The organism is Rhodococcus sp. TAF43 (genome assembly GCF_052113525.1).
Classification (GTDB): domain Bacteria; phylum Actinomycetota; class Actinomycetes; order Mycobacteriales; family Mycobacteriaceae; genus Prescottella.
Genome location: NZ_JBFRDL010000004.1, coordinates 186,764 through 210,554, shown reverse-complemented (window position 1 = coordinate 210,554; position 23,791 = coordinate 186,764). Strand labels below are relative to the sequence as shown.

At 67.9% G+C, this 23,791-nt stretch carries 23 protein-coding genes and 3 pseudogenes; 14 read left to right on the top strand and 12 right to left on the bottom strand.

Translation table 11 applies throughout. From position 1 onward, the window contains the following. Both AB4Z09_RS05070 and AB4Z09_RS05065 read right to left on the bottom strand, forming a co-directional pair. A partial coding sequence (locus tag AB4Z09_RS05070) for a hypothetical protein (protein ID WP_442239291.1) occupies positions 1-449 on the bottom strand: 449 nt, incomplete at its 3' end. Between the two features lie 593 nt (positions 450-1,042). Beyond that, positions 1,043-1,381: pseudogene (locus AB4Z09_RS05065) on the bottom strand (transposase); the annotation flags it as partial. A gap of 69 nt (positions 1,382-1,450) precedes the next feature. Between AB4Z09_RS05065 and AB4Z09_RS05060 the strand changes: the two are divergent. Together AB4Z09_RS05060 and AB4Z09_RS05055 are read left to right on the top strand one after the other, a co-directional pair. Beyond that, a pseudogene (locus AB4Z09_RS05060) lies at positions 1,451-2,371 on the top strand (IS3 family transposase); the annotation flags it as partial. 1,382 nt (positions 2,372-3,753) lie between these two features. Beyond that, positions 3,754-4,334: pseudogene (locus tag AB4Z09_RS05055) on the top strand (HNH endonuclease); the annotation flags it as partial. A 16-nt stretch (positions 4,335-4,350) separates the two neighbouring features. On the opposite strand, the gene AB4Z09_RS05050 reads toward AB4Z09_RS05055, so the two are convergent. The 4 genes from AB4Z09_RS05050 to AB4Z09_RS05035 form a co-directional block, all read right to left on the bottom strand. Then, positions 4,351-5,631 (bottom strand): RNA polymerase sigma factor, encoded by a 1,281-nt coding sequence (locus tag AB4Z09_RS05050; RefSeq protein WP_174913519.1) that lies wholly within the window; start codon positions 5,629-5,631, stop codon positions 4,351-4,353. 6 nt (positions 5,632-5,637) lie between these two features. Next, positions 5,638-5,985, bottom strand: a complete 348-nt coding sequence (locus tag AB4Z09_RS05045) for a YciI family protein (protein ID WP_114722061.1) — start codon at positions 5,983-5,985, stop codon at positions 5,638-5,640. Positions 5,986-6,099: 114 nt separating this feature from the next. After that, positions 6,100-7,077 (bottom strand): alpha/beta fold hydrolase, encoded by a 978-nt coding sequence (locus AB4Z09_RS05040; protein WP_174913522.1) that lies wholly within the window; start codon positions 7,075-7,077, stop codon positions 6,100-6,102. 9 nt (positions 7,078-7,086) lie between these two features. Further along, the gene (locus AB4Z09_RS05035; RefSeq protein WP_174913525.1) at positions 7,087-7,929 is read right to left on the bottom strand and encodes an alpha/beta hydrolase; all 843 of its coding nucleotides are present in this window, start codon (positions 7,927-7,929) and stop codon (positions 7,087-7,089) included. A 92-nt stretch (positions 7,930-8,021) separates the two neighbouring features. Between AB4Z09_RS05035 and AB4Z09_RS05030 the strand changes: the two genes are divergently transcribed. Beyond that, on the top strand, positions 8,022-8,642 hold the full coding sequence (locus tag AB4Z09_RS05030) for an FHA domain-containing protein (RefSeq protein WP_114722158.1): 621 nt from the start codon (positions 8,022-8,024) through the stop codon (positions 8,640-8,642). Between the two features lie 5 nt (positions 8,643-8,647). Here the strand turns inward: AB4Z09_RS05030 and shbA are convergent, their stop codons facing one another. Continuing rightward, positions 8,648-9,265, bottom strand: coding sequence for an RNA polymerase sigma factor ShbA (shbA, locus tag AB4Z09_RS05025; RefSeq protein WP_114722064.1), 618 nt, complete (start codon positions 9,263-9,265; stop codon positions 8,648-8,650). A gap of 156 nt (positions 9,266-9,421) precedes the next feature. Here shbA and AB4Z09_RS05020 point away from each other — a divergent pair, with 156 nt between their 5' ends. Beyond that, on the top strand, positions 9,422-10,411 hold the full coding sequence (locus AB4Z09_RS05020) for a sigma-70 family RNA polymerase sigma factor (RefSeq protein ID WP_114722065.1): 990 nt from the start codon (positions 9,422-9,424) through the stop codon (positions 10,409-10,411). Positions 10,412-10,414: 3 nt separating this feature from the next. Here AB4Z09_RS05020 and AB4Z09_RS05015 read toward each other — a convergent pair whose 3' ends face one another. Then, positions 10,415-10,819: a VOC family protein gene (locus AB4Z09_RS05015; protein WP_114722066.1), complete on the bottom strand. Its 405-nt coding sequence runs from the start codon at positions 10,817-10,819 to the stop codon at positions 10,415-10,417. 157 nt (positions 10,820-10,976) lie between these two features. Between AB4Z09_RS05015 and AB4Z09_RS05010 the strand changes: the two genes are divergently transcribed. Beyond that, positions 10,977-11,222: a hypothetical protein gene (locus AB4Z09_RS05010; protein ID WP_114722067.1), complete on the top strand. Its 246-nt coding sequence runs from the start codon at positions 10,977-10,979 to the stop codon at positions 11,220-11,222. Between the two features lie 31 nt (positions 11,223-11,253). Here AB4Z09_RS05010 and AB4Z09_RS05005 read toward each other — a convergent pair whose 3' ends face one another. Beyond that, positions 11,254-11,544 carry a hypothetical protein gene (locus AB4Z09_RS05005; protein WP_114722068.1) on the bottom strand — a complete coding sequence of 97 codons (291 nt, stop codon included), beginning with the start codon at positions 11,542-11,544 and terminating at the stop codon, positions 11,254-11,256. A gap of 225 nt (positions 11,545-11,769) precedes the next feature. On the opposite strand from AB4Z09_RS05005, the gene AB4Z09_RS05000 reads away from it, so the two are divergent. Next, positions 11,770-12,651, top strand: coding sequence for an alpha/beta fold hydrolase (locus tag AB4Z09_RS05000; RefSeq protein ID WP_174913527.1), 882 nt, complete (start codon positions 11,770-11,772; stop codon positions 12,649-12,651). Here the strand turns inward: AB4Z09_RS05000 and AB4Z09_RS04995 are convergent. Continuing rightward, positions 12,606-12,866, bottom strand: a complete 261-nt coding sequence (locus tag AB4Z09_RS04995) for a hypothetical protein (RefSeq protein ID WP_174907159.1) — start codon at positions 12,864-12,866, stop codon at positions 12,606-12,608. The genes AB4Z09_RS05000 and AB4Z09_RS04995 overlap by 46 nt on opposite strands. A 5-nt stretch (positions 12,867-12,871) precedes the next feature. Between AB4Z09_RS04995 and AB4Z09_RS04990 the strand changes: the two genes are divergently transcribed. The 8 genes from AB4Z09_RS04990 to AB4Z09_RS04955 all read left to right on the top strand — a co-directional run bounded on the left by AB4Z09_RS04990 (position 12,872) and on the right by AB4Z09_RS04955 (position 22,269). Continuing rightward, a complete protein-coding gene (locus tag AB4Z09_RS04990) occupies positions 12,872-13,429 on the top strand; it encodes a hypothetical protein (protein WP_254622659.1) in 558 nt (185 codons plus the stop codon). 17 nt (positions 13,430-13,446) lie between these two features. Continuing rightward, positions 13,447-15,903: a LuxR C-terminal-related transcriptional regulator gene (locus AB4Z09_RS04985; RefSeq protein WP_254622660.1), complete on the top strand. Its 2,457-nt coding sequence runs from the start codon at positions 13,447-13,449 to the stop codon at positions 15,901-15,903. A 126-nt stretch (positions 15,904-16,029) separates the two neighbouring features. Then, a complete protein-coding gene (locus AB4Z09_RS04980) occupies positions 16,030-16,995 on the top strand; it encodes a pirin family protein (RefSeq protein WP_174913532.1) in 966 nt (321 codons plus the stop codon). A gap of 211 nt (positions 16,996-17,206) precedes the next feature. Beyond that, positions 17,207-17,971, top strand: coding sequence for a pirin family protein (locus AB4Z09_RS04975; protein ID WP_442239290.1), 765 nt, complete (start codon positions 17,207-17,209; stop codon positions 17,969-17,971). Between the two features lie 45 nt (positions 17,972-18,016). Further along, positions 18,017-18,250, top strand: a complete 234-nt coding sequence (locus tag AB4Z09_RS04970; RefSeq protein ID WP_174913537.1) for a hypothetical protein — start codon at positions 18,017-18,019, stop codon at positions 18,248-18,250. Positions 18,251-18,289: 39 nt separating this feature from the next. Then, entirely contained in the window at positions 18,290-19,222 is a 933-nt protein-coding gene (locus tag AB4Z09_RS04965; protein ID WP_442239289.1) for a hotdog fold thioesterase, read from the top strand. Positions 19,223-19,315: 93 nt separating this feature from the next. Next, positions 19,316-20,248 carry an intradiol ring-cleavage dioxygenase gene (locus tag AB4Z09_RS04960; RefSeq protein WP_442239288.1) on the top strand — a complete coding sequence of 311 codons (933 nt, stop codon included), beginning with the start codon at positions 19,316-19,318 and terminating at the stop codon, positions 20,246-20,248. Between the two features lie 62 nt (positions 20,249-20,310). Further along, positions 20,311-22,269: a M13 family metallopeptidase gene (locus AB4Z09_RS04955; RefSeq protein WP_442239287.1), complete on the top strand. Its 1,959-nt coding sequence runs from the start codon at positions 20,311-20,313 to the stop codon at positions 22,267-22,269. A gap of 64 nt (positions 22,270-22,333) precedes the next feature. Here AB4Z09_RS04955 and AB4Z09_RS04950 read toward each other — a convergent pair whose 3' ends face one another. After that, complete coding sequence (locus tag AB4Z09_RS04950; RefSeq protein ID WP_174913547.1) at positions 22,334-22,660, bottom strand: YnfA family protein; 327 nt, start codon at positions 22,658-22,660, stop codon at positions 22,334-22,336. Positions 22,661-22,682: 22 nt separating this feature from the next. Continuing rightward, positions 22,683-23,777, bottom strand: coding sequence for an ABC transporter ATP-binding protein (locus AB4Z09_RS04945; protein WP_114722076.1), 1,095 nt, complete (start codon positions 23,775-23,777; stop codon positions 22,683-22,685). Positions 23,778-23,791: the final 14 nt, after the last annotated feature.

Genomic DNA, 23,791 nt, shown 5'->3' with positions numbered 1-23,791 from the left:
ACCGACATCCGGGCGGAGCCGGCAGCTCCGCTCGACAGGTTCAGCCAGTGCACGTCGCCCAGGATTTGGCAGTGACCAGCTCCAGGCTCGCCAGTCACCTCGCGACCGCCTTCCGTCGGGCCGGTGATCGTCACCGTCCCAGGCTGCTCCCCGACCACGGCCTCACAGCGGACCCGGGGAGCGTCGAAGCTGCCGTTCGGGTTCCCGAACGGCGCCGGGTTGATCTGGAACGGAACAGTGACCGCAGCGGAAGCGACAGCCGCCGGCACCAGGACCGAACCCGCCACAATCGCAGCACACACAACCGATCGGCGAACGAAGTCGATCATGGCAACCTCCAAGAACAGTCGCTGTCGTTCCCATGCCAGATCAGACCGAGGTTGTAGAGCAGGAAGACGAGCGTCATCAATGGGCCATAAAAAGCGAAATCCATTCCGAAGTTCATTCAATTCACCTCCTGCTCAGGGGCAGTACCCGCCCAACCAGCATGGGGCGTGCTGTGTAAGCCACTGTTGCCACTCAGGAGGGACTGGCCAGAACAGGAACCAGTTGTCCATCGTCGAGCACCTCCAGTCTCAAGCAGCAGTTGTCCCGCCCGCGCGATCACCCCTCAGAGCGGGTTCCACCAACCAACGAAGAGATTCCACTCGTACAACCCTGGCCAGCCCGAGTCCATCGGATTCGAGTAGTACAAATCTGGAAGTAGACCAATCACGACCGCCCCGTGAAGATACTTGGTGGGGCGTGTCATGTTACCTGGTCAGGGCATCAAAAGGCCCCCAAGCCCGAAATCCGTGCACTCGCTTCAGTGCGCGGCACGATCGACGAACACGTCCTCAACGACGACCGGGACGGATCGGCTCTCATCCGACCTCGGAGGCACCCCACGTCCGACGCGTATCCCGCGTCGATCACTTCCGGACCGGATGGGCACTGCTCCAACACGACCGCCACACCCGACAACGCCGGATTGATCCGGACGCGTAGGGCCGTTCGGCGGGGAGTGTCAGATTTCCGGTGGATCCGGTTCTGGCGCATCGGTTTAGTTCTCACTCGGGGTGATGCGGCCTTCGAACGTGATCGCGAAGGCGTTCAGGGCCGGCTTCCACCTCGCTGCCCATCGTGCTCTTCCCTTCCCCGTCGGGTCCAGGGCCCGGGTCGCCAGATACAGGCACTTGATCGCGGCTTGCTCGTTGGGGAAGTGCCCTCGAGCCCGGATCGCCCGCCGGTATCTCGCGTTGATGCTCTCGATCGCGTTGGTACTACATATGACTCGCCTGATCTCGGGGTCGTAGTCGAGGAAAGGCACGAACTCACTCCACGCGCTGCGCCACAGCTTGACGATCGCGGGATATCGCGGACCCCATTTTCCGGCGAACTCGTTGACCTGCCCCAGGGYTTCTTACCCATTTCGGTGTGAAGATCGAGCCCTGCTGAGAGGCTGCGATCCATGCCCCGACCGTATCCGCCGGAGTTCCGCTTCCGGGCCGTCGCACTCGTCCGCGCCGGCAAACCGATCACCACCGCTGCCACGGAGCTCGGCATCAGCGCCGGCGCGTTGCACAACTGGGTCCGCCAAGACCAGATCGACCGCGGCGAGCGCCCCGGGATCGCAACCCACGAGAGCGCGGCGCTGGCGAAGGCCAACAAGCGCATCCGGCAACTCGAGGCCGAGGTCGCCCCACCCCAAAAGGGTTCACCCGGTGATCGATTCGCTCGTCGACGCCGGACACCCGGTCAAGGTCTGTTGCCGTCTGCTCGGGGTCAGCAGCCCCGGTTACTACATGTACAAGACCCGCCCGATGTCACCGACGCGGATGCGCCGCCAGTGGCTCACCGGCTTGATCAAGGAGGTACACGACGCCTCGCGCCAGACCTACGGATCCCGGCGCGTGCACGCCGAACTGACCCGTGGCATGGGCATCGTGGTCAGCGAAAACCTGGTCGCCGAGCTGATGAGGCTCGCCGGCATCGCCGGCCTACCCGGTCCGGCCAAGGTCAAGCGCTTGAAGGGCGTCGCGACAGCTGACGATCTCGTGCATCGGAAGTTCCACCGACTGTCGCCAAATGAGTTGTGGGTCACCGACATCACTGAGCATCCCACGCGCGAGGGCAAGGTGCACTGCTGCGCGGTGATGGACACCTTCTCCCGCAAGATCGTCGGCTGGTCGATCGACAACTGCCAGGACTCCACCCTGGTCGGGGTGCGCTCGACATGGCCATCAAGAACCGCACACCGCCGCCCGGCGGGATCGTGCACGCCGACCACGGGGTCCAATTCACCTCGTGGGCTTTCACGAACAAGATCCGCTCCGCCGGTCTGATGCCCTCGTTCGGCACCATCAACGGCGGCACTCGCAGCTCGATTATGTGTCGCCGATCGAGTACGAACTATGCTTCGAGAACCCGTCCATCCCCGCCTGATCTTCACACTGCCGGGGGTAACGAACCTTGGGGCAGGTCAACGAGTCAACCGAAGTGGGGGCAGTCCCCCTCGACGACACCCACGATTAGGTGTGCTCGCGGCAGGGATCCGAACACACCCACAAGCCCCAACGCAATTGTTTATGCAATTTCATTCACAATTCTGTATGCCAAACAATTGGTGGACCCGCACGGGGAGAAAAGGCATTCCACACCCATATCCCCATGGGGGGCGGGGGCGGTATTCCTCGGTAATTCGGCCGATTGGCAAGGCGACCCGCGCCCTCCCTTTCCCTCTCTGCTTCAGAAAATCGCGTTGACCTGCGCGGTTAGGGGGTTGATCTGCGGTTTTGCTCAAAACCTCGTCAAGATCCTGTCGAAACAGGGGCTAACTGGGTGGTTCCGAACCGTTCCCAACGGCCGGATTCGGCGACGAATATTCGGGCGGCTCGGCCAATTATTTGGACCTTCCGTTCGGCCGGGGTCTAGCCTGGCATGACAGGGTCGGGACCGACGGACACCCGGAGGCACATCCCTGGGTTCTGGATGTGGGGACTCCCATTGCCGTGGGAGTGGCGGCGCACGATCTGGGCCGTGATCCTGTGTGACCTCGGCGGACACTGTCCCTGATTGGAGGTGAGTTGAATGTCGGCAGGAGATTGGGCCTTTTGGGGGCCAGTTGCTGGCCAGGTCGTCTACGTGCTCTACCTACTCGGCGTGAAGATCAACTGACACGGAACAACAGCGGGCCATCGGCGGACACTGCCCCTGATTGGAGGTGATCGAGATGGGAGCAACGGCTTGGGCCTTTTGGGGAAACCTCGCACCGCTCGCCTACGTTCTTTCGTTACTCGGCGTGCCGGTCGAATGACACCAGAACGACAGCGGGCCAGTCGTTCCAGCGCGCTCTGGCTGCTCGGCATCCCAACCGCACTGAAAGATCGGAGTTGAACGACGATGGGCGACACCTTCTGGTTCCTCCCGTTTCCAGATGAGACCCTGCGATGGCTGGCCGCGACGTATCCGTGCCTGGTCGATTTCCGGCGCAGTTGCTTCCCTGGGTAGAGCAGGATCGCGGCCGTGAACCCGTGCGACCTCGGCGGACACTGCCCCAAGAAGGAGACGGTCGACAATGGACTTCCGGCCGATCTGGTGGCTCATGCCCTACGGCTTTGTGCCTGATCCGATTCGAAACTGGGTCTTGGAGAACGCACCGTGCTGGCTGGGTGGTTGGTGCCCCTGAGATCGAAGGATGACAAGCGGGCCAGCACTCGAATCAGTGCTGGCCTGCTGTCGTGTGATCGGTCGTGGGCTACCCCTGTTTCGATCGGGGTCGCCCCCGCCGAAGGCGGCGAACGCCCGCACCTGTCACTACACGTGAACGCCCGCGACCTCGCCCGCACCGAGCCGAACACTGACGACCACGCCGACACAGGCAGCACCACGTTCGCCGATCACGCGGACACGTTGGGAGACAAGGACGTCGCCTGGATGCCGTGGATGGGGCCGCTCACCATCGCAACCGCCCGCCGCATCGCCTGCGACTGCGACCTCACCCCGATCGTCATGAAGGACGGGGTACCACTCGACCTCGGCCGCACCACCCGCACCGTCTCGAAGAAACAACGCCGAGCCCTCGTCGCCCGCGACAACGGCTGCGCCTTCCCCGGCTGCGGCGCACCACCCGCCCACTGCGAAGGCCACCACGTCAAACACTGGGCCGACGGCGGACCCACCGACCTCGACAACCTCGTACTCCTGTGCCGCTACCACACCGACTGCTCCACCACTCGCACTGGCAAGTCGAGATCGGCACCGACCGCCACCCGTGGTTCACCCCACCGAGTTCGGTTGACCCGTACAAGAAGCCGATACCAGCGCACAATCGGGCGGGGCCACTCGCCGCGTAGGAGCGGGAGAGACGTTCTAGTCCTCTGTGTCCGCGAGCCGACGCCGCAGGTGCTCGCGCTCGGGTTCGGTCCCGGCCAGTTCGAGGGCGCGGCGGTACGCCTCGGCGGCCTCCTCGCGTCGTCCGACCTGGGCCAGCAGTTCCGCGCGCGCCGCGGCGTACGGATGGTGGTCGCGCAGAAGCGGTTCGTCGGCCAGATCGTCGAGCAGCGCGAGACCCGCCTCCGGCCCGTCCCGCATCGCGACCGCCACTGCCCGGTTGAGCGCGACGACCGGAGACGGAATGAGCGCGAGCAACACGTCGTAGAGCCCCACGATCTGCGGCCAGTCGGTGCTCGCGACATCAGCGGCCTCGTCGTGCAGCGCGGCGATCGCGGCCTGCACGCCGTACGGTCCGGGCCGTCCCCCGGTGAGAGACACCAACACCAGGGCGCTGCCTTCCTCGATCATCACGCGATCCCACCGGTCACGGTCCTGATCTTCGAGCAGCACCTGCGCACCGCCGGGCCCCGTGCGGGCGTCGCGACGGGCGTGGGTCAGCAGCATCAGCGCGAGGAGACCGGACACCTCACGCTGGTCCGGCATCAGCCGGTGCAGGATCCGCGTCAGGCGGATCGCCTCGTCTGCGACGTCGACACGCTGCAGGTTCTCCCCGGCGCTGGCGGCGTAGCCCTCGGTGAAGATCGAGTACAGGACCTGTAGGACACCCGGAAGGCGCTGCGGCAGCTCGTCGGCGCCGGGAACCCGGAACGGGATCCGTGCCTGCCGAATCTTCTTCTTGGCCCGAACGATCCGCTGCGCCATGGTGGCGGTGGGGACGAGGAACGCCCGCGCAACCTCACCGGTGGTGAGCCCGGCGAGGCACCGCAGGGTCAGGGCCGTCCGATCCTCGGCCGGCAGCGCCGGGTGCGCGCACGTGAAGAACAGTTGCAGCCGGTCGTCGGGAAGTTCGCTGCCGACGTCCGGCGGTGGCGTGGAAGCTGCGCGATCCGCCTCGACCTGGAGGACCGCGACACGGGCGGCGAGCGCCTGGTCGCGCCGCAACCGGTCGACGGCCTTGCGCCGCGCCGTCGTCAACAGCCAGGCACCGGGCTTGGACGGCACCCCGTCCACCGGCCAGTGCCGCAGCGCCGACTCGATCGCGTCGGAAGTTACCTCCTCCGCCAGGTCGAGATCACCGAATCGGCTCACCAGCGCGGCGAGCAGGCGGCCGCGTTCCTCCCGGAAGACCGCCTCGACGGACGCATCCGCGCCGGAGGCCTCCTGGTCGGCCCCGCGGCCACCTGCCTGCCCGTCCATCGACGGTCAGTTCCCGAAGTCGGCGATCGGACGCACCACGATCCGGCCGCCGCCGCGCGAGCCCGGGCAGCGTGCCGCCCAGTCGAGCGCGACGTCGAGGTCCGGCACGTCGATCACGTAGAAGCCGCCCAGGACCTCCCGTGTTTCCGCGAACGGGCCGTCGGTGGTGATCGTGCGGTCGCCGCCCCGCCCCACCTGCACGCTCGTCGCGGTGGTGAGATCGGCCAACGACTCCCCCGAGACGAAGATGCCGGCGTCCTTGACCTCCTTGTCGTAGACCATCCAGTCCTCGGGGGTGCAGCCGGCGGCACCGGCGTCGGCGGATTCGGCGTTGATCAGCAGCAGGTACTTCATGGTTGTGGCTCCTTCGTTTCGAGGCGGGTTGAATGCCGTACACCGTGACGACGAACGGACCGCGGCCGAATCGACAGGTCCTCCGAGATTCTCCGAACTTTCTCCTCCGGTCGGTCAGTCGAGCCCCGCCAGGAATTCGAGCATCGCTGCGTTGACGCGTTCCGGCGCCTCCATCTGCACGAAATGTCCGACGTCCGGGATCACGTGGGTGGACACGAGGCCGGGGACCATCCGGCTCATCGTCTCGAACGGATCCTTGCCCATCATCTCGAGCACCGGGTCCTTCGCGCCTGCCACGAACGTGACGGGGACGGTGATCGGACGATCGTGCAGCTCCTCGTTCTGCTCCCACACGTAGTCGTCGGCGCGATACCAGTTCAGTCCGCCGGTGAAACCGGTCCGCGTGAACTCCCGTACGTAGTAGTCGAACTCGTCTTCACCGAGCCACGACCACGGCAGTACGGGCGGCTCGGGCAGCACGTCGAGGTACCCGTTGCCCTCGGACGGGAAGTCCCAGCAGTCGAGATAGCGATTGGCACCGCTGAGCGCGTGGAAGATCTTGGCGAGGAACGCCTTCGGGTTGTCGCCGAGCTCGCGGTCGGCCGGGCCGCGCTCTTGGAAGTAGTGCAGGTGCACGAAGTGCTGGGAGGCGAGGTACCGGAACCCGATCGTCGGCTGGATCGGCTGGCGCGGCATGCGCGGCACGCTGAGCTGCATGAGCGCCCGCACGCGGCCGGGCGCCCACGTGGGCAGGTCCCACACCAGCTGCGCACCGAAGTCGTGGCCCGCGAAGACCGCGTCCTCGATCCCGAGGGCGTCGAGGAGCCCGACCATGTCATCGACGGTGTGCCGGCGATCGTACGAACGCGGATCCGACGGCGCGTCGGTGCGGCCGTAGCCGCGCATGTCGGGGGCGATCACCCGGTAGCCCGCCGCGGCGAGCGCGGGCAACTGATGCCGCCAGCTGTACCAGAGACCCGGGAAGCCGTGACACAGCACGACGGGTGGGCCCTCCCCCTGCTCGGCGATATGCATGTCGATGTCGCCGACGCGAACGCTCCGGTGGCTGTGTGCGCTGACAGGATCCGTCATTTCGGGATATTACGTCACCTGCAGGCGCGGGCGGAGCCAATCGACGACGTCGTCGAGCACCTTCTCCTGTTCGGGCTCGTTGAACACCTCGTGGTACAGACCGTCGTACGCCTTGAACGTCAAGTCCTTCGATCCGGTGCGAGAGGCGATCATCCGACTGCCGGAAATGTCGGCGAGATGATCCTCGGTGCCGTGCATGACGAGCATCGGCAGGGTCAGAGACGGCAACCGGGCCGGGAAACTCTCGGCGGCGATGATCATCCCGCGCGCGATGCCCGCCTTGACCTTTCCGTGATAAACCAGCGGGTCGGACTCGTACGCCGCGACCACGGCAGGGTCGCGCGAGACCGCCTTCGCATCGAGGGTCTCGACGGGTACACCGGGGGCGAAGCGTCCGAGGAGCTTCCCGATCTCGATCACGACCTTGGGCTTACCCGTGGCGACGTCGACCGCCGGCGCCGACAGGATCAGACCCGCCAGCTCGTCCTGATGGTCGAGCGCATACGACAGCGAAATGGCGCCACCCATGCTGTGGCCCAGCAGGAATCGGTCGAGGCCCGGATTCTCGGTGATCGCGATCGCGGACAACTGGTGGAGATCGTCGGTGAATTCCGACCACTCGCGCAGCTCGATCGGCTTGCCACCCGACCGGCCGTGACCGCGATGGTCGGGCGCGTACACCACCAGACCCAGCCCGGTGAGCCGCGCGACCACGTGGTCGTACCGGCGAGCGTGCTCGCCCAGACCGTGCGCGAGCAGGAGGATGCCGGTCGGCGGGCCGTCCGGCCGCCAGACGTCGTACACGATGCGGGTGCCGTGCACCCCGGTGAATTCCGACTCTGTGTGCTGCACGAATGCGAGTGTAGGTCGGTCGACGCCGACATGGGGCGCTTGTCAGTCGCCGGTTCGGCCGGGCACGATGAAAATGTCCCCGAGGAGTGGCGATGAGTGCAATCGATGCGCCCTGCCTGCGGTACACCGACCAGACGGGGTGTCCGCGCGAGTTGACGCTGTCCGTGGATACCCCGCGCGTGACGGTGGGCCGCTCGTCCGAAGCGGACGTGGCGCTGGTGTCGGATCCGGAGGTGTCGCGGCTGCACGCGACGATCGAATGGATCGGCACCGACTGGACGATCGCCGACGACGGCCTGTCCCGCAACGGCACCTTCGTCAACGGTGAACGCATCTCGGGCCGACGACGGCTACGCAACGGCGACAGCATCCGGATCGGCAACTCGGCGTTCGTCTTCCGCGATCTGTCCGGGCAGGGTGGGGACCCGACGCGCATCGCCGTGGACATTCCGACCGTCCGTTCTCTGACGCAGACGCAACGGACCATCCTGGTCGCCCTGTGCCGGCCGTACAAGCACAACGCGGCGTTCGCGAACCCGGCGTCCAATCAGCAGATCGCCGACGAGGTGTTCCTCAGCGTGGATGCGGTCAAGACACACCTGCGGGCCCTGTTCGCCAAGTTCGGCGTCGAGAAGCTGCCGCAGAACCAGAAGCGACTCCGGCTGGTCGAGAAGGCGCTGCACAGCGGCGTGATCACCGAGCACGATCTGTGAGGGGCTCAGGCCGCCGGTTCCACGACCCGGGGTGACTGCGCCCGGAGTCGGCCGAGTGCGCGGTGCTGCGCGATCCGGACCGCCCCCGCCGTCGTGCCGAGGGCCGCCGCAGTCTCCGCCGCCGACATCCCCCACATCACCCGCATCACCACGACCTCGCGGTACCGCTCCGGCAGCGAGTCGACGAGCGCGCGGGCATGCGCACCGCGTTCGGAGGCGATTGCCCGCTCCGCGGGGCCGGCGTCCGGGCAGACGGGGTCGGTGGCCTCGTCGAGCGGGTCGCAGGTTCGTCCGGCGGCGCGGCGTGCGTCCACCACCTTGTGCCCGGCGATCGCGTACACGTAGGTCAGGAACGACGCGCCCTGCTCCCGGTACCGCGGCAGCGCCGTCAACACGGCGACGCAGACCTCGTGGGCGACGTCCTCGGCGACCTCGCGCAGCGCCCCACGCCCCAACCTGGCGTAGCAGTAGCGGCGCACCAGGGGGTAGACCACGGCGAGTACTTCCGAACGCGCTTCGTCGTCGCCTTCGACGGCGCTGGGCACCCAGTCCTCCAGGACCTCGCGGGCCCGAGCGGCGGTGATCTCACCGATCCGCTTCGTGTTGCAGACGATCCCGTACATGTCGTTCTCCCTCGCCGGGCGGCACGGTCGACCGCTCCATACATTCGATCCTCGGCGCGTCGCGGCCGTCCCGACAGACACCCTCGGGTGGGAGTCGCACACCCCGCCGACGTCGAGCTGTTCCGCTTGTCGGGGGGCGCCACTAGGGTTCGGGACATGACCGTTGAGCAGAGCGTCGACGACCAATTCCTCGCTGCCGCAGATCCTTACCGGCGCGAACTACTGGCGCACTGCTACCGGATGATGGGGTCGATCCACGACGCCGAGGACCTGCTGCAAGAGACGCTCGTGCGAGCGTGGCGTGGGTATGGCAACTTCGACGGGCGGTCGTCGATCCGCACGTGGCTGCACCGGATCGCGACCAACACGTGCCTGACGGCGCTCGAGGGCCGGGCCCGCCGCCCGCTGCCGACCGGCCTGGGCGCGCCCAGTTCCGACCCGTCCGACGACCTGATCGAGCGCGGCGAGGTGCCGTGGCTCGAGCCGATTCCGGATTCGATGGTGTGGGGCGATTCGGGCCGGGGTGCGGACGATCCCGCGACCGTCGTGGCGGAACGCGAATCGGTGCGGCTGGCGTTCGTCGCGGCGCTGCAGCACCTGTCGGCCCGTCAGCGCGCGGTGCTGGTGCTGCGGGACGTGCTGCAGTGGAAGGCTGCCGAAGTGGCCGCCGCCCTGGACACGTCCACGGCGGCGGTGAACAGTCTGTTGCAGCGGGCCCGAGCACAACTGTCCGAGGCGACGCCCACCCCGGACACCCTGGTCGAACCCGAGTCGGACGAGACCCGCGAACTGCTGCGCCGGTACGTCGACGGATTCGAACGGTACGACATCGACGGGCTGGTGGAGATGTTCACCCGCGACGCCGTGTGGGAGATGCCGCCATTCGTCGGGTGGTACGTCGGTGGTGCCGACATCGCGCGCCTCATCAAGGAGAAGTGCCCCGCTCAGGGCGCCGGCGACATGCGGCTGCTCCCGACGTCGGCGAACGGGCAACCCGCGCTCGGCCTGTACATGCGGGACGAGGACGGCATCCACCGACCGTTCCAACTGCATGTCCTGGACGTCACCGAGCACGGGGTCGCGCACGTCACGTGCTTCTTCGACACCGAACTGTTCGACAGATTCGGCCTGCCCGCCCACCCCTGACGGCTACTGCCCGGTCGCGGCCGGATCCATCCACATGACCTCCCAGACGTGGTTGTCGAGGTCGCGGAAGGACCGCCCGTACATGAACCCGTGATCCTGCGGGTCCATCCACTTCGTTCCGCCGGCCGCGATGGCGGCGTCGACCAGCGAGTCCACACCCTCGCGGCTGTCGGCGGAGATGCACGTGAGCACCTCGCGGCTCTTCGTGGTGTCGCAGATGTCGTCGGCGATGAAGTCGCGGAAGCGGCTCTCCTGCAGCAGCATGATCCACGCCGAGTCATTGACGGCCATGCACGCGGTGCTCTCGTCGCAGAACTGCTCGTTGAACTCGAAGCCGAGGTCCCCGAAGAACTTCCGGGTGGCAGCGACGTTCTCGACCGGCAGGTTCACGAAGATCAATCGGGACATCGGGGGTCTCCTGACTCGAGGGGGATGTTCGGGTGGGGTGAGCCTGCGAGATGCTCACACCAGGACAGACCTGTGCCGCGCGAAAAACTCATCGCACGCACCGGACGGACCGGGGAAAGGGGTATGCACACCGGCGTCGCGGTGGTGTCATGGATTCATGAGTGAGGACAAGCGCCACTTCGTAGCAAACCGACTCGACGGCATCATCCACACGCTCGAGCTGAACGCACCGACCGAGGACGAGCCGTCGCCGGTGCCCACCGCGAACGGCTTCACCGGATCGCTCGCCGAGGCACAACGCCACCGCGCCGAGCTGGAATCCGCGACCCCCGAGCGGGTGGACCAGATCGCCGCGGGCTACCCGGAGATCGCGACGGACTGGGCGCAGAAACAACCGACCTGACGGCCGCGACACGGCAGTCGGTACCCCCAAGTCAGTACCCCAGGCCGTCCGGCAGTCCGAGATCGTCGAGTCTCTTGATCCGGCGGTGCTCACGCAGGACCAGTACCGGCCCGACCACCAGGCTCACCGCGCAGATCGTCCCGGCGATCCACGCCCAGCCCTGGAACCCGTAGCCTGCCGCGACCAACGCCATACCGAGCGTCACGATCCCGATCCCGACCAGCGCGTAACCGGGCCAGTTGCGGGTGTCCTCGATCGCTTCGCCCGGATGTTCGTGCACCCGGCCGGAGGAGTTCCGCGGGTCGTCTTCGAAGTAGTTCACAAAAGCCTCCCGGTCCGATGTTCCGTTTGCGCTCTCGTACTGCACTCGTGGTGATTGTCCCCCTGCACCGGAACTCTTCGCACGATTACCGACAGTTCGACAACCCACCCGAGGTGTCCGCCTCCGCCACCTCGGTGAGTCCGCGCCATCCCCCGGGCCACTGTCCGCACCGCGCCCCACCCACGAGATTGGTAGATACACACCACCTCGACCCGGGAGGGCGTCATGACCACGAAGCGCAGCACCGACGCCGACCACGGTCGTCGGCACATCGTGCAGTCCGAGGACGGGGTGGCGCTCGCGGTACGTGAGTACGGGCCGTCCGACGCACCGGTGACCGCGGTGTTCGTGCACGGGCACTGCCTGCACTCGCATTCGTGGGCGCGACTGCGCTCGCACCTGGTCCGCGAGTGGGGTCCGTCGGTCCGGATGGTCTTCTACGATCACCGCGGCCACGGCGCGTCGGGCAGCGCGCCCGCCCACACGTACACGATCGACCAACTGGGACGCGACCTCGACGCGGTGATCCGCGCGACCGTTCCGACCGGGCCCGTCGTGCTGGTGGGTCACTCGATGGGCGGCATGGCCGCGCTGGCCTACACCCGTCAGAACCCGGCCGCGGTCGGCTCGCGCGTCGTGGGCGTCGGCCTGCTGTCGACCGCCGCGAGCGGCATCACCCGCTCCGGGCTCGGCCGGTTCCTGCGGCACCCGGTGATGTCACTGTTCCAGTTCGGTGTCGAACGGATGCCCCGGCTGATGCAGCGCGTCCTGACGCACACCCTCGACAACCAGACATCGGTCGTGACGATGTACGGATTCCTCCGGTCGTTCGTCGGACTGGACGAGTCCGGTTCCCTCGCGGCGCTGCGCACCATCCCGTCGCTCGTGCTCGGCGGCACGGCCGATCTGCTGACACCGTTCGAACATTCGGTGGCGATCGCGGCCGATCTACCGTCCGCCGAACTGGTGCGACTGCACGACGCGGGGCATTCGGTGATCCTGGACCAGGCCGCCGACGTCGCGCACGCGGTGGTCCGGCTCGTCGCCCGGGCCAGCGACCACTACGCGGCCGCACCGTCCACGACACCACTGTCGGCGGTCGTGTGACGGCCCCGCGACGTCGCCTCGAGTGCGTCGGATTCGGCACAGTCCCTGAGCAATTCGGACCGGTAGTACTCACCGGGTTCGTCGGCGCACGCACACTGCTCGACGCCCTTCGCGAGCTTCCCGCCGGACGACCGCGGAAGCTCGTCCACGACCACGAGATGCTCGGGGTGGAACTCCTTGGAGACGGCGGGATGGGTCTCGACTTCCTGCCCCACCTGCGGTGCCGAGATGTTCTTGCGTCCAGGCCTTCGCCGCCGGCACACAGGTCGCATGGTTCGCGGAACTGTTCGCCACCAAGTCGCGCGCCGCGGGGATCGGCATCGCGGTCTCGCTCGCGGCCGCGATCTTCGGCGGCACCGCGCCGTATCTCAATTCGTGGCTGACGTCCCGTGGCACCCCCGACCTATTCACGTGGTACGTCCTCACGCTCGCCCTGTGCGTCGCGCTCGCAGCCTTCTTCACCCGCGAGACCAAGGGCGTGTCGCTGACCGCGATCGAGCCCCCCCGAACAGGCCCCTCACACCTCCTGAACCGCGTCGGCGATTCCCCGCCTGCACCCGGAGGGTTGTGGAAGTATTTACTTGACGTGCACGTGGCCTCGAATTGTGGTCACGTGCACGTTCAGGGTTTCGTGGGGGCACGATTCCGACCATCGACGAATGTCGGTGGACGACTGGGGGTGTGTGAGTGGGACCGCAATACGAACAACCGAGTCCGGGCCGACAGCGCGACCGTGCACGAAGATTCCTGCTCGATCGCCCTCGGCTGTTCGCGCTGATATCGGAACTACCCGCCTTGACCGTTGTTCGTGGGCCCCGCGGCGCAGGGAAGACCGCCTTCGCGACGACCTGGATCGCATCCGCGCAGCGCCCGTCGGGGCCGATCCTGATGATGGACACCCCCGCACCACACACCGCACCGGACGACTACTGGAACACCGTCACGGCCCGCGTCGACGCGGCACTCGAATCCACTCCCGCGGCGGCCTCCGACCCCGTCGTACTCGTCCTCGACGACATCGATCGTCTGCATGATCCGGCGGCCGAACTCCGCATTCTCGGACTCCTCGACCTGGATCCGCGGTTGCACGTCGTCGCGACGACGCGGGATTCGTGCGTCTTCAGCGACGCGATGCTCGACGTCGACCATGTCGCGATCTCACCCACCGATCTGCTGTTCACGCTCGACGAATCACGTGCGGTGCTGTGTGCGCACGGCACCGAAGCGGCACCGCACCTTCTGGCGATGGTGCAGGACCTCACCGGGGGCTTCCCGCCCCTCGTGCAGGCCGCCGTGGCCGTCGTCCGCCCGTTCGGCATCGACTTCGAGCAGAGCCGAGAACTCGCCCTGAGCGCCCTCGAACGATCGATCGACCGATTTGTCGATCGGGAGATCCTGCGCGACGAGGAGCTCTCGGAACTGCGGGACTTCATGCTCACGACGTCGGCGGCGAAAACCCTCACCGCCGAGATCGCCGCGATGCTGACCGCGGACCACACCGCCCCCGACATGCTTCGGGAACTCGAAGCAGCCGGCGTGCTGGTCCGCCTGCCGTGGCCGAAGGACACCGAGTGGCAGTACCCACCGCCGATCCGGGAGTCCCTGATGCGCGATGTCCGCAACGAGGCCCCGGAAGGTCCGCTGCGCGCATCGAGCGACCTGGCTCGATGGTTCCTCCAGCAGGACGATGTCGCTCAGGCACTCGTCTACGCCGTCGAGGGGCTGGACTGGGACCAGGCGGTGTCGATTCTCAAGGCCAACTGGGTGGTGCTGATCTCGCGGCACTTCCGCCTGGTCCGCGAAAGCCTGGCGGCGCTGCCCGAACACGCGGCCGCCGACGACCTCACGATCCGAGCGGGCCGGGAGCTGTTCCTGCGGTTCGGCGCCGACTCGGCGCAGCTGCCCGATCTCGCGCCGCCGACCGTCGATGTCGATACGGCGGCGCGCGGCCCGGCGATCGCGGACGTGCTCGCGGTGAGCAGCGTGCAGTCGTTCATCCTGCGGATCGCCGGCAATTTCACGCAGGCGTCCGAGCTGACCGTGCGCATGTCGGAACTCGGTGATCGCGCGCTCGAGTTGCAGCCCGACACGGTGTCCGCGTTCCTTCCCCTGCTGCGGCTGCAGTGGGGTATCACGCAGCAGTTGCACGGCGACCTTTCCCGATCCTCGGCCGAACTCCGCCGTGCCTACAACAGCAACCGTCCGGCCGGAACCGACTTCGTCGCCCGCAACGCCGCCGGAAGCCTCGCACTCAACTACGCCCTGATCGGCGAGTTGGGCCACGCCGAGACCTGGCTCGAGCGGGAACGCCGACACGAGGACGCCGCGGCCTGGGTCACCGCGATGGTTCGGGTCGGCGGGCTCGTAGCAGGCGCGCTGGTCGCCCTGGACCGGATGGAGCTCGACGTCGCCGCCAAGATCCTCGCCGAACTGGGCGACCTGCCGGACGACGAGGAGCTGTGGGCATTCGCGCTGTACGCGCACTGCCAGCTGGAACTCGTGAGCGGGCAGGCCGGAGCGGGACTCGACCGGATGCACCGGGCGAGCGCGGTCTACGAGCGGTGGTTCACTCCGGGATCGATCGCGGCGGCGCTGCTCACGGCGACCGAGGCCGACCTCTACTCGGCGCTGGGGCGAGGCAACGAGGCGTGGCGGACCGTCGAGAAGACACCCGGCCGAGGACCGTGGACGTCGATGGCCCGTGCACGCATGAACCTCTCGAGCGGACACCCGGCAGCGGCACTGGCCGACTGCGTGCGGCCGACGGTCACGGACTGTGCCCATCCGCGGATCCGGATGGAGTCGGCCCTGGTCCAAGCCGCTGCACATCTCGAGTTGTCGCACGAGCCCCAGGCCCAGGCGATGCTGCAGCGGGCCGTCGCACTGTTCGACCAGACCGGGTTGGTCCGACCGTTCGCGTCCCTGCCGGTCGGTCGCATCGCGCAGATGTCGACGCTGGGCGTGGCGCTGCCGGAGAAATGGCTGGCTGCGGTTCCGCCTCCGGAGTCGGGGGTCTTCCCGGACCGAATCCGGTTGGTGGATCTGAGCGACCGCGAGTCCGCGGTGCTGAACGTCCTGGCGTCCACGTCGTCGGTCGCCGAAATCGCCACCACGCTGTTCGTCTCTCAGAACACCGTCAAGACGCAGCTGCGGAGCGTCTACCGCAAACTGGGCGTCCATTCGCGGGCCGACGCGCTCCTCACAGCGGCCCGGCTCGGGCTCATCGGTCCCCCACCCGGCACGGCAGGCTGACCCAGGGGCTGGTCTCGGGGCCGATCTTCGCTACGCCCCGACCGGGTGGGGAATAGATCCGTTCGTGCGGTGTTGAGCTACGGTGAACTAGTTGAATCCTCAACTAATAGATCCGAGGAGGGCTCCATGCCTGCCGTGACCGTCGACAACATCCTCGCGCTGCCCCGCATCGAGGCGGCCGACCCGACTGCGGTCGACCGTCCCGTTCTGGGCATCGCCACCGCTCCGGTCGGATACGAGGGCGAGGGCTTCCCCGTCCGCCGCGCATTCGCCGGGATCGACCTGGCCCACCTCGACCCGTTCATCCACATGGACCAGATGGGCGAGGTCGACTACGCACCGGGCGAGCCCAAGGGCACCCCGTGGCACCCGCACCGCGGCTTCGAGACCGTCACCTACATGATCGACGGGATCATGGAGCACCAGGACTCCAACGGCGGTGGCGGCACCATCGGCGGCGGCGACACCCAGTGGATGACCGCCGGCGGCGGCATCCTCCACATCGAGACCCCGCCCGAACACCTCGTGATGAGCGGCGGCCTGTTCCACGGCGTGCAGCTGTGGGTCAACCTCCCCAAGAGCAACAAGATGGCCGCGCCCCGCTACCAGGACATCACCGGCAGCAAGGTCGCGCTCCTCTCGAGTCACGACGGCGGCGCACTGATCCGGGTCATCGCGGGCGAGATCGCCGGGCACCAGGGCCCGGGTTCGACGTACACCCCGATCGCGCTGTCGCACACGACCGTCGCACCGGGCGCGAGCGTCACCCTGCCGTGGAACCGCGACTTCAACGCGATCGTCTACGTGCTCGCGGGCGACGGATACGTCGGCGCCGATCGCCGACCGATGTCGTCCGGCCAGACCGCGGTCTTCGGCCGCGGGGACTCGATCACGATCGCGGCGGCCGACACCCAGGACTCGCGCACCGAGGCGTTGGAGGTGTTCGTTCTCGGTGGCCAGCCGATCCGCGAACCCATCGCGATGGCCGGTCCGTTCGTCATGAACACCAAGGCAGAGGTCATGCAGGCGTTCGAGGATTTCCAGGCCGGTCGACTCGGCTCGATCCCCGCCGCGCACGAATCACTCGACTGAGTCGACAGACCGACACCAAAACTACTGGCGGGCAACCGATCACGAATGACGGCGATTTCCTCGCCGTCATGATCGGTTCGCCCGTCACTCGTCCGTGAACACTCCGAGACCGATTCGACACCACTGATTCGGCGCCGACGGGTTCCACTTCGTACGCTGGTGACGCGACAGCGCGAAAGCCCCGAACGCGACTGTCACCGAGGAGGACCGCATGCCAGCTCTCACCACGCCCCACATCGACGTCCACCGCTCGGGCGACCGCCTGAAGACCCGGATCCAGTGGTTGGACTCGAAGCACTCGTTCTCGTTCGGCCATCACTACGACCCGGACAACACCCATCACGGACTGCTGCTGGTGAACAACGACGACATCGTCCAGCCTGGGCAGGGCTTCGACACCCACCCCCACAAGGACATGGAGATCGTCACCTGGGTGCTGCGGGGATCGCTGGTGCATCAGGACTCCATCGGCCACTCCGGCGTCATCTATCCCGGCCTCGCCCAGCGGATGAGCGCGGGCACGGGAATCCTGCACTCGGAGAAGAACGACTCGTGGCGGCTGCAGGGTGACGAGCACACCGAGCCGGTGCACTTCGTCCAGATGTGGGTCGCGCCCGACGAGCCCGGGATCACCCCCGGGTACGAACAGCTCGAGATCGACGACGAACTGCTGTCCGGCGGGCTGGTACCGGTGGCGTCGGGCATGCCGCGGCATCGGGACCACGCGGCGATCCGCATCAAGAACAAGTACGCGTCGCTGCACGCCGCCCGCCTCCAGCCGGGCAAGTCGGTACGGATCCCGGAGGCGCCCTTCGTGCACGTGTTCGTGGCGCAGGGCACCGCGGAGATGGAGGGCGTCGGGACTCTCTACGAGGGTGACGCCGTCCGGCTCAGCTCGTCCGGCGGGCAGACGATCTCCTCCGAGATCGGCGCGGAGATCCTGGTGTGGGAGATGCACGCCCGTCTCGGCGGCTGAGATTCCGACGGTCCCACATGCCTCCGGCCTGGTTACGAGGAGGGCATGACACCGGTGGCCCGCACCACCCACCTCGATCTCGAGACCGGGACCGGCATCACCACCGGCGAGGTCTGGGACTCGGCGGGGCAGGAGACGCACTACGGCCCGGCGGCCACCCTCACCGTCACGTCCGAGGTGGTCCGGGCGGGACGGCGTCTGGCCCTGATCGAAACCCGGCTCACGACGCCCGACGGCAGCCTGCTCGTGTCGGCTCGCGCGAGCGCGCAGGTGGGATAGCGGTTCGGCGCCGTCGAGCGTTGGTGGTACACAGGACCGATGACCGCGACAGCCGACGACCTCCACACCCGCAAGCCCGCCCCCGAGCGGGTCGACCGGCTCAACCTGTTCATGGGAGTCGGGGCGCGGGAGATCCGGCCCGGGCATCTCGTGCTTGCCCAGGAAGTCGGCGCCCRCTTTCACGACCACCGCGGGCAGACGATTCTCGGCTCGGTCGGTGTGCTCGCCGACGCCTGCCCCGGCGGCGCGCTGGGCAACTCGATGCCCTCCGACGCCGGCATGGTGCTCTCGCAGATCTCCGCGACGCTGGCCACGCCGATGCCGGCCCACGGAATGGTCGTCTCGACCGGTGACGTCGTCAACCTCGACGTCGACGCCGGCATCGGACTCGCGGCCGGCGCCATGCGCGACGGCGACGGCAACACCGTCGCCGTCCTGCAGTCGCGCGGCGTCTTCGTCACGCGCCCCCGCGCGAACGCCGACGCGGTGCTGAGCGGCGAACGCCTCCCCGTGCCCGCATCCGAGCCGTGCGCGGCACCGGACGAACTGGCCGGACGTGCCGGCCTGGACATCGTCGACGGCATCGCATCGGAGCGGATCGCGCGCGGCCCCCTCGCCGGGCTGCTCGACGTCCGCCTCACCGATGTCGAGCGGGGCAGCCTCACCGCGACGTTCGCGCCGCGGGACTGGATGAGCAACTACCTGGGTTCGATCCAGGGCGGCATCCTGATCACCGCGGCCGACCTGGTCAACGGCCTTGTCGCCCAGACTCTCACCGCGATCGACCAGCAGTACCGGATCCTGGACCTGCGCATCGACTTCGTCCGCTCCCCCGCCACCGACGGCCCCGACATCCGGGCCGAGGCGGAGGTAGTCCGCGCCGGGCGACGGCTGGCGCTCATCGAGTCCCGGCTGGTCGACGACTCGGGCCACGTCCTGATCCGGGCCGCCGCGAGCGCGCAGCTGCTGTAACGCTCACAGCCGACTCCCAGCTGGTATCCAGCCTCACGGCAGTCGTCCGACGCACGATGATCCTCGAAGCAACCGCAGCGAGGAGGATCTCGAGTGAACAAAGACGTGGAACTGAGCCGCCAACGGATCAGCCGGCGACGGGCGCTCGCCCTGGGCGGGACGATCAGCCTGGGCGGGCTGATCGCCGCGTGCAGTAACGGCGGCGGCTCCGGCTCCTCTGCCACCGCCCCCGCGACCGCCCCCGCGACCGCTGCCGCGTCGGGCGGCACTGTCGACGCCCAGTTGCTGGCGCTGCTCGACCAGGCACCGCGGTGCGTCATGGCGGTCGAGGAGACGCAGGGCCCGTACTGGTTCGACGTCGACTCCATCCGCAACGACATCCGTGAGGACCGTCCCGGTCTGGAGCTGAACCTCGCGATGCGCGTCCAGGATCTGACGAACTGCAGCCCGGACGGCAGTGCGACCGGTGTCGCGAACGCCGTCGTCGAGATCTGGCACTGCGACGCCGGCGGCGTCTACTCCGGTTTCGAGTCCGGCTCGCAGGCCGCCAACCAGGGCGGCGGCATGGGTGGCGGCATGGGTGGCGGCATGGGCCGGCCGCCGCAGGGCGGCCCGGGCGGCGGTATGGGCATGGGCGGTTCCGGCGAGACGTCCGACGGCTCGTACAGCGTCGGCGACCAGGAGGCCACCACCACCGACGACGGCACCTACCTGCGCGGCGCCCAGACCACCGATGCCGACGGGATCGTCAAGTTCACGACCGTCTTCCCCGGCTGGTACACGGGCCGGACCGTGCACATCCACCTCAAGGTGCACATCGACAAGAAAACGGTGCTCACCACCCAGCTGTTCTTCGACGACACCTTCACCGACGAGATCCTCTCCACCGTCTCGCCGTACACCGACCACACCGGTCGCGACACCCGCAACGCCTCCGACGGCATCTTCGACGAGGCCGGTCTGATGGCCACGTCGCGGCAGTCCGATCGGGTCCTCGCCGCGATCAACCTCGGTATCGACGCCTGATCCCCTCGCCCCGCCTCCGGCAGGACCGGCCACGCGCTCGCGGTCGGTGTAAAGATGGAGCGATGACGACTGCGCAGCATTCCGGCATCGACCTCACCCATCTCGACCCGGGCACCCGCCCGCAGGACGACCTGTTCGTGCACGTCAACGGCAAGTGGCTGGACGAGTACGAGATCCCCGCCGACCGGGCGGTGGACGGCGCGTTCCGCACGCTGTACGACAAGGCGGAGGAGGACGTGCGGACGCTGATCCAGGAGGCGTCCGCGTCCGGCGCGGCGCCCGGCACCGACGCGCAGAAGATCGGTGACCTGTACTCGAGCTTCATGGACGCCGACGCCGCCGAGGCGGCCGGGATCGCCCCGATCGCCGACGAACTGGCCTCCGTCGCGAACGCCGCGAACCTGAGCGAGCTCGCCGGGATCGTCGGACGCCTGCAGCGCACGGGTGTCGGCGGCGCGATCGGCCAGTACGTCGACACCGATGCCAAGAACTCGGCCCGCTACCTGGTGCACTTCACACAGTCCGGGATCGGGTTGCCCGACGAGTCGTACTACCGCGAGGACAACTACGCCGAGGTGCGCGACGCGTACCTCGCGCACATCCGGAAGATGTTCGAACTCGCCGGTGTCGAGTACGACGCGCAGCGCGTCTTCGACCTCGAGACCAAGCTCGCGGCCGCACACTGGGACGTCGTCAAGCGCCGCGACGCCGAGCTCAGCTACAACCTCGTCACGCGCAGCGACCTGCAGTCCCGGCACGGCGGATTCGACTGGGCCGCCTGGATTTCCGGCCTCGAGGCCACCCCCGAGCAGCTGGCCGAGATCGTCGTCCGCCAGCCCAGCTTCGTCGAGGCGCTCACCGAGCTGTGGACGTCGCAGCCGATCGAGGACTGGAAGGCGTGGGCCACGTGGCGCGTCCTGCACTCGCGGGCCCCGTACCTGACCGAGGCCATCGTGGCGGAGGACTTCGCGTTCTACGGCAAGACGCTCAGCGGCACGCAGGAGAATCGTGAGCGTTGGAAGCGCGGCGTCTCGCTGGTACAGGACCTCCTCGGCGAGGCGGTCGGCAAGCTGTACGTCGAGCGGCACTTCCCGCCGGAGTCCAAGGCCCGGATGCAGGAGTTGGTCGCGAACCTGCAGGAGGCGTACCGCCGCAACATCTCCGACCTCGAGTGGATGAGCCCGCAGACCCGGCAGGCCGCGCTGGCGAAGCTCGAGAAGTTCACCCCGAAGATCGGCTACCCGGACAAGTGGCGGGACTACTCGGCCGTCGAGATCGACCCGGCGGATCTGGTGGGCAACTATCGCAGCGGGTACGCCGCGGACCACGACCGCGACATCGCCAAGCTCGGCGGCCCCGTGGACCGCGACGAGTGGTTCATGACGCCGCAGACGGTCAACGCGTACTACAACCCGGGCATGAACGAGATCGTCTTCCCCGCAGCGATTCTGCAGCCGCCGTTCTTCGACGCCGACGCCGACGACGCCGCCAACTACGGTGGCATCGGCGCCGTCATCGGACACGAGATCGGCCACGGCTTCGACGACCAGGGCGCCAAGTACGACGGCGACGGCAACATGGTCGACTGGTGGACCGACGACGACCGCACCGAGTTCGGCAAGCGCACCAAGGCACTCATCGAGCAGTACAACGAGTTCGAGCCCAAGGACCTGCCCGGCCATCACGTCAACGGCGAGTTCACGATCGGCGAGAACATCGGCGACCTCGGCGGTCTGTCGATCGCGCTCGCGGCCTACCGGATCGCGACCGAGGGCGCCGACGCCCCCGTGCTCGACGAGCTCACCGGCCTGCAGCGCGTGTTCTTCGGCTGGGCGCAGGTGTGGCGGACCAAGGCCCGCAACGAGGAAGCGATCCGACGGCTGGCCGTCGATCCGCACTCGCCGCCGGAGTTCCGCTGCAACGGCGTGATCCGCAACCTGGACAGCTTCCACGAGGCGTTCGACGTCAAGCCCGGTGACGAGCTGTACCTGGATCCGGACAAGCGCGTCAATATCTGGTAGGCGGCTTCGCCGCCTGTGCGCCTTTCTGGTGGACCGACMAGAAAGGCGCACGGGCGCGCAGCGGCTACCGCGCGTACATGATCACGCCGACGCCGCACAGGCAGATCGCCGCGCCGATGATGTCGTACCGGTCGGGGCGGAACCCGTCCATCACCACCGCCCACAGCAGCGACCCGGCGACGAACACGCCGCCGTATGCGGCCAGGATGCGCCCGAAGTTGGCGTCGGGCTGCAGCGTCGCGACGAGTCCGTAGATGCCGAGCGCCACCATGCCGGCGCCCACCCACAACCAGCCGCGATGCTCGCGGATCCCCTGCCACACCAGCCAGGCGCCGCCGATCTCGAACAGCGCGGCCAGGACGAACAGCAGGATCGAACGGGTCACGGTCATGGGACGGATTATGCGCGAGCCGTCAGCGCAGCCGCTCGCCCGAGTACGCCGAGAAGAACCGGATCTCGTCGAGCTTCGGCAGCAGATGCAGCCGCTCGCCGGCGCTCACCGACACCTTCCGGTCCACGCGGACGACGACCCGTCCGCCCTTGCTGGACCAGGTCTCGTCAGTGGGGTCGGCGTTCACCGCGTGGACGAACGATTCGGCGCCGAGTTCCTCGAACAACTCCGCGACCACCGTGAGCGAGCCCTTGCGCCACTCCCCCACCAGGGTCCACGACTCCGGGCGCACCCCGACGACGACGCGGTCCTCCCCGCGCGCCGACGCCGGCAGCGGCACGCGCAGATCCCCGAGCACCGCGGTGGTCCCCTCGACCGGCGCCTCGAGCAGACTCATCCCGGGTGATCCGATGAAACCGGCGACGAACGTGTTGACCGGATCGTCGTACAGCTCGCGCGGGCGGGCGATCTGCTGCAGTCGGCCGTCGCACATCACCGCCACCCGATCGCCCATCGTCATCGCCTCGACCTGGTCGTGGGTGACGTAGACGGTCGTCGTACCCAGCCGGCGCTGCAGCCCGGAGATCTGGGCGCGGGTGCTCACCCGGAGCTTCGCGTCGAGATTGGACAGCGGCTCGTCCATGCAGAACACCGCCGGGTGCCGGACGATCGCCCGCCCCATCGCGACGCGCTGCCGCTGCCCGCCCGACAGCTTGGCGGGCTTGCGGCCCAGCAGCGGCTCGAGTTCGAGCATCCGCGCGGCTTCGAGGACGCGCGCGGTGCGCTCGGTCTTGTTCACCCCGGCGTTGCGCAGCGCGAAGCCCATGTTCTCGGCGACGGTCATGTTCGGGTAGAGCGCATAGTTCTGGAAGACCATGGCGACATCGCGCGCTTTCGGCGCCAGCCCCGTCACGTCCGCACCGCCGATGCGGATGTGGCCCGTCTCGACGGATTCGAGACCGGCGAGCATCCGCAGGCTCGTGGATTTTCCGCACCCGGACGGTCCGACGAGGACGACGAACTCGCCGTCGGCGATGTCGAGGTCGAGTCGGTCCACTGCGGGCCGCTCGCCGCCCGGGTAGCGGTGGGTGACCGCCGAGAACTGCACGTGTGCCATGGTCTTCCTTCTGT